6 protein-coding genes are annotated in these 5673 nt (G+C 70.4%); 1 reads left to right on the top strand and 5 read right to left on the bottom strand.

Annotation, left to right across the window (positions count from 1 at the left end; all coding sequences use genetic code 11):
- The coding region (locus AC08OQ_RS17255; RefSeq protein ID WP_476601930.1) for an FHA domain-containing protein at positions 1-705 on the top strand (705 nt) is incomplete at its 5' end.
- 113 nt (positions 706-818) lie between these two features.
- On the opposite strand, the gene AC08OQ_RS17260 is transcribed toward AC08OQ_RS17255, so the two are convergent.
- From AC08OQ_RS17260 to AC08OQ_RS17280, 5 genes are all read right to left on the bottom strand, one after another.
- Positions 819-2399, bottom strand: coding sequence for a cysteine--tRNA ligase (locus AC08OQ_RS17260; RefSeq protein ID WP_476601931.1), 1581 nt, complete (start codon positions 2397-2399; stop codon positions 819-821).
- 47 nt (positions 2400-2446) lie between these two features.
- Entirely contained in the window at positions 2447-2839 is a 393-nt protein-coding gene (locus AC08OQ_RS17265) for a PPOX class F420-dependent oxidoreductase (RefSeq protein WP_462187283.1), read from the bottom strand.
- 104 nt (positions 2840-2943) lie between these two features.
- Positions 2944-3504 carry a 2-C-methyl-D-erythritol 2,4-cyclodiphosphate synthase gene (gene ispF, locus AC08OQ_RS17270; protein WP_462187282.1) on the bottom strand — a complete coding sequence of 187 codons (561 nt, stop codon included), beginning with the start codon at positions 3502-3504 and terminating at the stop codon, positions 2944-2946.
- Entirely contained in the window at positions 3501-4271 is a 771-nt protein-coding gene (gene ispD, locus AC08OQ_RS17275) for a 2-C-methyl-D-erythritol 4-phosphate cytidylyltransferase (protein WP_476602351.1), read from the bottom strand. The genes ispF and ispD overlap by 4 nt, the downstream gene beginning before the upstream one ends.
- Positions 4272-4513: 242 nt before the next feature.
- Entirely contained in the window at positions 4514-4996 is a 483-nt protein-coding gene (locus AC08OQ_RS17280) for a CarD family transcriptional regulator (protein WP_476602349.1), read from the bottom strand.
- Positions 4997-5673 lie beyond the last annotated feature (677 nt).

The raw sequence follows: 5673 nt of genomic DNA on the forward strand, positions 1-5673 counted from the left end.
GGCTACCCCACCGGCCGCGACAGCCGGACGCCGGGTGGATATCCGGATCCGCGGGGCGACCTTGACCGCGAGTCGGACACGCACCGCCGGAGCCGACGCGACGCCGAGTACGGCTACGGTGCGGACCCGCTGGGCATGGACGCCTCCGCTCCACCCCCGCCATCCATCGACCGGGTCACCCAGAGCCGGGGCGGCAACCCGCGGCACAGCGGCACCCGCGGCGGCCACGTCGACTCCCGTGACGCGGTCCTCGACGACCCACGGGCCGGCGCCGGGCGTGGCGCCGGCTGGGATCGGGACCGCGCGCCGACGGGCAGCACCGTCTGGGAAGCCATCGTCGAGGCGGAGCGCGAGTACTACGACAGCGGCGACGACCACCGGGTCCCGTTCCCGACCTTCTACCCTCGTCGGGTCTTCGCCCTGGCCGGCTCTCAGATGCTCGTGGGGCGGCGCAGCGAGTCCCGTGGCATCCATCCGGACATCGACCTGTCCGGAGCGCCGGAGGACCCGGGAATCTCCCGCAGCCACGCCCTGTTCGAGCTGCTGCCCGACGGCGGTTACGCAGTCCGCGACCCGGGATCCACCAACGGCACCCGGCTGAACGACGAACCGGACCCCATCGAGCCCGGCCAGCCCGTTCCGCTTCGTGACGGGGACCGGGTCTACCTGGGCGCCTGGACGCGCATCACATTGCGCGCCCGCTGATCTACCGGGTCGCCTGCCGCCGTCCGGGGCGGCAGGCGGCCTGCCGATCAGATCAGTCAACTGATCGTCACGGCGTCAACGCTGATCAACCTGGTGAGACCTGGTCGGTCGGCTCAGGCCAGATGCCAGCGCTGGCCCTCTGGAGTGTCCTCCACGATCAGGCCGGCGGCTGCCAGTCTCGAGCGGATGGCGTCGGCTTCCGCATAGTCCCGCCGGGCCCGGGCCGCGGACCGCAGATCCAGCACGACCTGCATCGCGCCGTCCAGCGCCGGCCTGAACTCGGCACCTGCGGTAGGCCACTGCTCATGCGGGTCGAGACCGAAGATGTTCAGCATCCGCCGGGTCACGTCCACCCACCCGGCCAACTCCCGGCTGTGAGCCTTCGACAGCACCTGGTGTCCCTGACTCACCGCGCCGAACAGGGCCGCCAGCGCACGCCCGACGGCGAGATCGTCGTCCATAGCGGTGGTGAAATCGGACCAGGCCCGCCGCGGGGTGAGCCTCGGCTCACCACCCAGCCCGGGAACTGGCACCGGCCGAGCACCGGCCACCGTCGGCCGCGTCCCGGCCTTCCCCGCCGTCCCTGCGGTCGACGACGAGACGACCTCGTCGGCTGCCAGTGCCGCCGCCTCCCCGGGCCCGCCGAGGATGTCCAACGCGTTGCGGACGAAGGTCTCCACCCGGTCGTGGGCCGCGGTGGATTCCGCCAGCGCCTCGGCGCTGTAGTCGAGCGTGGACCGGTAGTGCGCGGAAAGCAGATGATAACGCAGAACCTGCGGACGGACCTCGTCGAGGGCGTCGGCCACCAGGACGGAATTTCCCAACGACTTCGACATCTTCGTCCCGCCGGTCGTCAGCAGGCCGACGTGCATCCAGTAGCGCGCCATCTCGCCACCACCGAGCTCGCCACCACCGGGGCCGGGCGAATCGGCCGAAGCCGCGTTCGACACCGGGCGGGCCGTGGCGGCGCAGACCGTCTGGGCACGTTCGTTCTCGTGGTGCGGGAAAATCAGGTCGAGTCCGCCGCCGTGGATGTCGAAGACCGGGCCGAGGTATTTTCCGGCCATCGCAGAGCATTCCAGATGCCAGCCCGGCCGGCCGTCACCCCAGGGGGACGACCAAAACGGTTCGCCGGGCCTGGCTGCCTTCCACAACGCGAAGTCGCGGGGGTCAGCCTTGCCGGGCTCGGCCTCCACGGACGGTTGCATCGCGTCGGGTCGCTGGTGCGACATCGCTCCGTAGTCGACGAACGCACCCACCCGGAACCAGACCGAACCGCCGCTGGCGTACGCGTATCCCCTCTCCACGAGGGCCGACACCAGCGCGATCATCTCGGGGATGTGACCGGTGGCACGCGGCTGGATCGTCGGGGGCAGGATCCCGAGAGTGCGGTAGGCGTCGTCGAACGCACGGGTCTGCCGGGTGGCGAGCTCCCAGACCGAGGTGCCGTCCCGATCCGCGTTGATGATGATTTTGTCGTCGATGTCGGTGACGTTCTGCACAAAGGTCACCGAGTGGCCGGACTGCACCAGCCACCGGCGCAGCAGATCGAAGGGCAGCGCCGTGCGGATGTGGCCCACATGCGGGGCCGCCTGCACGGTGGGCCCACACACGTAGACGCCCACGTGACCGGGGCGTAGCGGCTCGAATGGCCGCACACGCCGCCTGCGCGTGTCGTGGAGGTGGAGACCCATCTGTCAAGGGTACGGCCCCGCTCGACCGACGGGACCCAAGGGGAGGGTCAGCCGACCGTCAGTACCCGGTCGGCCACGACCCGGACGACCACCCTGGCCTCATCCGGATCATCCCACCGGTACACGTCTCCGGTGTACTTCACCGACAGCCGGTCGATCAGTTCCCGGCCGCCATCCTCGGTCAGGGTAGCGGTCCCGCGGACCTCGATGTAACCGTAGGGATCGCCCTGGTCGAGGAACATCAGTCCGACCCGCGGATCCCTTGCGATGTCGCGTTCCTTCGCGCGCCCCCGCACCGTGGACAGCAGCAGTTCGTCCTCGTCGCGGTCCACCCACAGCACCGTCATCCGCGGCGAGCCGTCGGGCTGGATCGTCGCCAGAACGACGTAGGTCCGGGCGTCGGCAAGGGCCCTCACCAACTCTGGAAGGCGGTCAGCCATCAGACTCCTCGGGGAGGGGCCAGGGTCGGCTCACCCTCTCATCTCCGCGCCGGCACGCGGTCAGTCAATGACAAAACGGCATATCACCGGTGACAGGCCCGCCGTCAGGCGCGGACGACGAGCGCGGTCGCGATGGCGGCCAAGCCTTCGCCCCGCCCAGTGAGGCCGAGTCCGTCGGTGGTGGTGGCCGACAGGCTCACCGAGGCGCCCAAGGCCACGGACATCGCCTTCTGCGCCTCCTCGCGACGCCCGGCCATCCTGGGCCGATTCCCGATGACCTGGACCGAGACGTTGCCGATCGCCCAACCGGCGGCACCGAGAAGCCGCGCCGTCTCGGCCAGCAGGACCGCGCCCGACGCACCCGCGTACTCCGGTCGGTCCGTGCCGAAAACTCGACCCAGATCACCGAGGCACGAGGCGGTGAGAAGTGCGTCACAAGCCGCGTGTGCGGCGACGTCCCCGTCGGAGTGCCCGGCGAGCCCGGTCTCCCCCGGCCATTCCAGGCAGGCCACCCAGCACGGCCGGCCGGCGGCGAACGGATGCACATCGACCCCGACGCCGACCCGGGGCAGGATCACCGTGTTCACCAAACTGGACGCGGGAGCCTGCCGGCTGGTAAGCGCGGCATCCACGACGGGCTCGTCCCGCCGCGGGCCGCCGGTCATCCGCCACTCCAGGCGTCCGTGGACCGGGCGCCCGCGAACTGGGGCTCCGCGGGCCGGGCGTCGTCCGCGGGGTCGCAGCGGACGAGTAGCGCCTCGGCGAGCACGAGATCCGCCGGTCGAGTCACCTTGAATGCCTCCTGCGCGCCGGGAATGGTCGTCACCGGCACTCCCAGAGCCTCCACCAGTCCCGCATCGTCGGTCACGGCGATGTCCTCGAGCGCATACGCGGCGCTCAGCACGTCGCGACGGAATCCCTGCGGGGTCTGCACGGCTCGCAAGCCGTCCCGCGGCGGGGTACGCACCACCCGCCCGTCGGCGTCCACCTCCTTGACCGTGTCGGCTAGCGGCACGACGGGAATCACCGCGGGATGCCCGTCGAGCACCGCCGCCGCCACCGCGTCGACCAGCTCGGGGGGCGTCAGCGGCCGGGCGGCGTCGTGGACCAGTACCACGGAGACGTCGTCGTCCACGGCCCGCAGGGCGCGGCGGACCGAATCCACCCGCTCGGCGCCGCCGGCGATCACATGCACGCCCCCGCCGAGCAACTGGGCCACGGCATCGACCAGCGTCGGTGGCGCCGCGACAACGATCTGCGTCACTAGCCTGGAGCGGCGCAACGATTCCACCGTACGCACCAGCATGGGCCTGCCACCGAGGGCTCGCAGCGTCTTGGGAGTACCTCCCCCCAGCCGCTCACCCCGGCCGGCAGCCGGCACGATCGCCGCCACCCGGGGGCTCGCCACCGGCAACCGGTGACCTTCGCCCACCACAGGACCTCCCGTGTGCCATCCGCCACGAGGGCATGGCCGATCCAGCCGGCTCGGCGCGAGCCGCCGGTGGGCGCAACACCGCCCACCACCGTCTCGACGCCACTCAGCCGGAACCTGAGTCGGCAACGCGCTCGGGACGGCGGTCTCCCGGAAAGAGAATGCCTTTCCTGATTATCATGCCGTGCCGAATAGATCGCCTGTCGGCCGGACGAATTACGCCTGCGCCAACAAGCCCACGATCATCCGGCGAGAACCTCGTCGAGCATGGCCTCCGCCTTGTCCTCGTTGCTGCCCTCGGCGAGCGCAAGCTCGCTGACGAGGATTTGCCGGGCCTTGCTCAACATTCGCTTCTCGCCCGCGGAAAGACCGCGTTCGCGATCGCGTCGCCACAGGTCACGGACGACCTCGGCCACCTTGTTCACATCGCCGGAGGCGAGCTTCTCAAGATTTGCCTTGTACCGTCGCGACCAGTTGGTGGGCTCCTCGGTGTGCGGGGCACGGAGCACCTCGAACACCCGTTCCAGCCCGTCCTGCCCGACGACGTCACGCACCCCGACCATGCCGACATTGTCGGCCGGAACTCGGACAGTCAGATCGCCCTGAGCGACCTTCAGCACGAGATAGAGTTTTTCCTCGCCCTTGATGACGCGAGTTTCAATCGCGTCAATCAGAGCAGCACCATGATGCGGGTAAACAACGGTCTCGCCGACTTGGAACGCCATGTGTCACGTGCCCCTTCCGCCTCTACCAGCGTAACACGCACGCATCGCCGCAGGTCAGACGTACGCTGCAGGTACCAAGACCAGCAACGCCAAGGTGAGGGCCCCGGCGCCGCCTTCCGGCCACCCGCTCCGGAGGACGGGCATCCAGGGGCACAGATCCGCCCACCCACCCGCCAGATCGCCGCGCACCGACATCGAAGATGCCTACCAGGTAAAACGGGTGACGACCCGGCGGATGTTGGCTACACGTTGAGCGCGGCCGCGCGGCGAACCTGGCGCGGGGGCCGGCCCGTCCGCCCGCCGGCACGGCGTCCCGGCCTGGCCGGGACGCCGTGCCGGACCCGGGCCCACCCGACCCGGTCCCGCCGCGACGCATCCCGACGCACCAGCACCCATCGCGCCACATCACCATGTAACGGTCGTCTCGACCATGCAACGGTCATCCCGCCATGAAACGGGCTATCGCCATGGAACGGACGGCGCCCGCCGGGTCGCCCGACAGGTCGTGACTCCCCCCACGCCGTGATGCTGCCCACGTCCGGGGCCGCTCGGACCAACCGCCCAGGCCAGCCGGCCCGGCTACGGCGCCGGAATCCGGCCCGAGCGTGCTCCTGGGCCAGATCCACGGGTTTCGTACCGCCCACAGCCTCCGCACGTGATGCCGAGGGATGGCTAGT

Source organism: Frankia sp. CcCS3 (genome assembly GCF_977927575.1).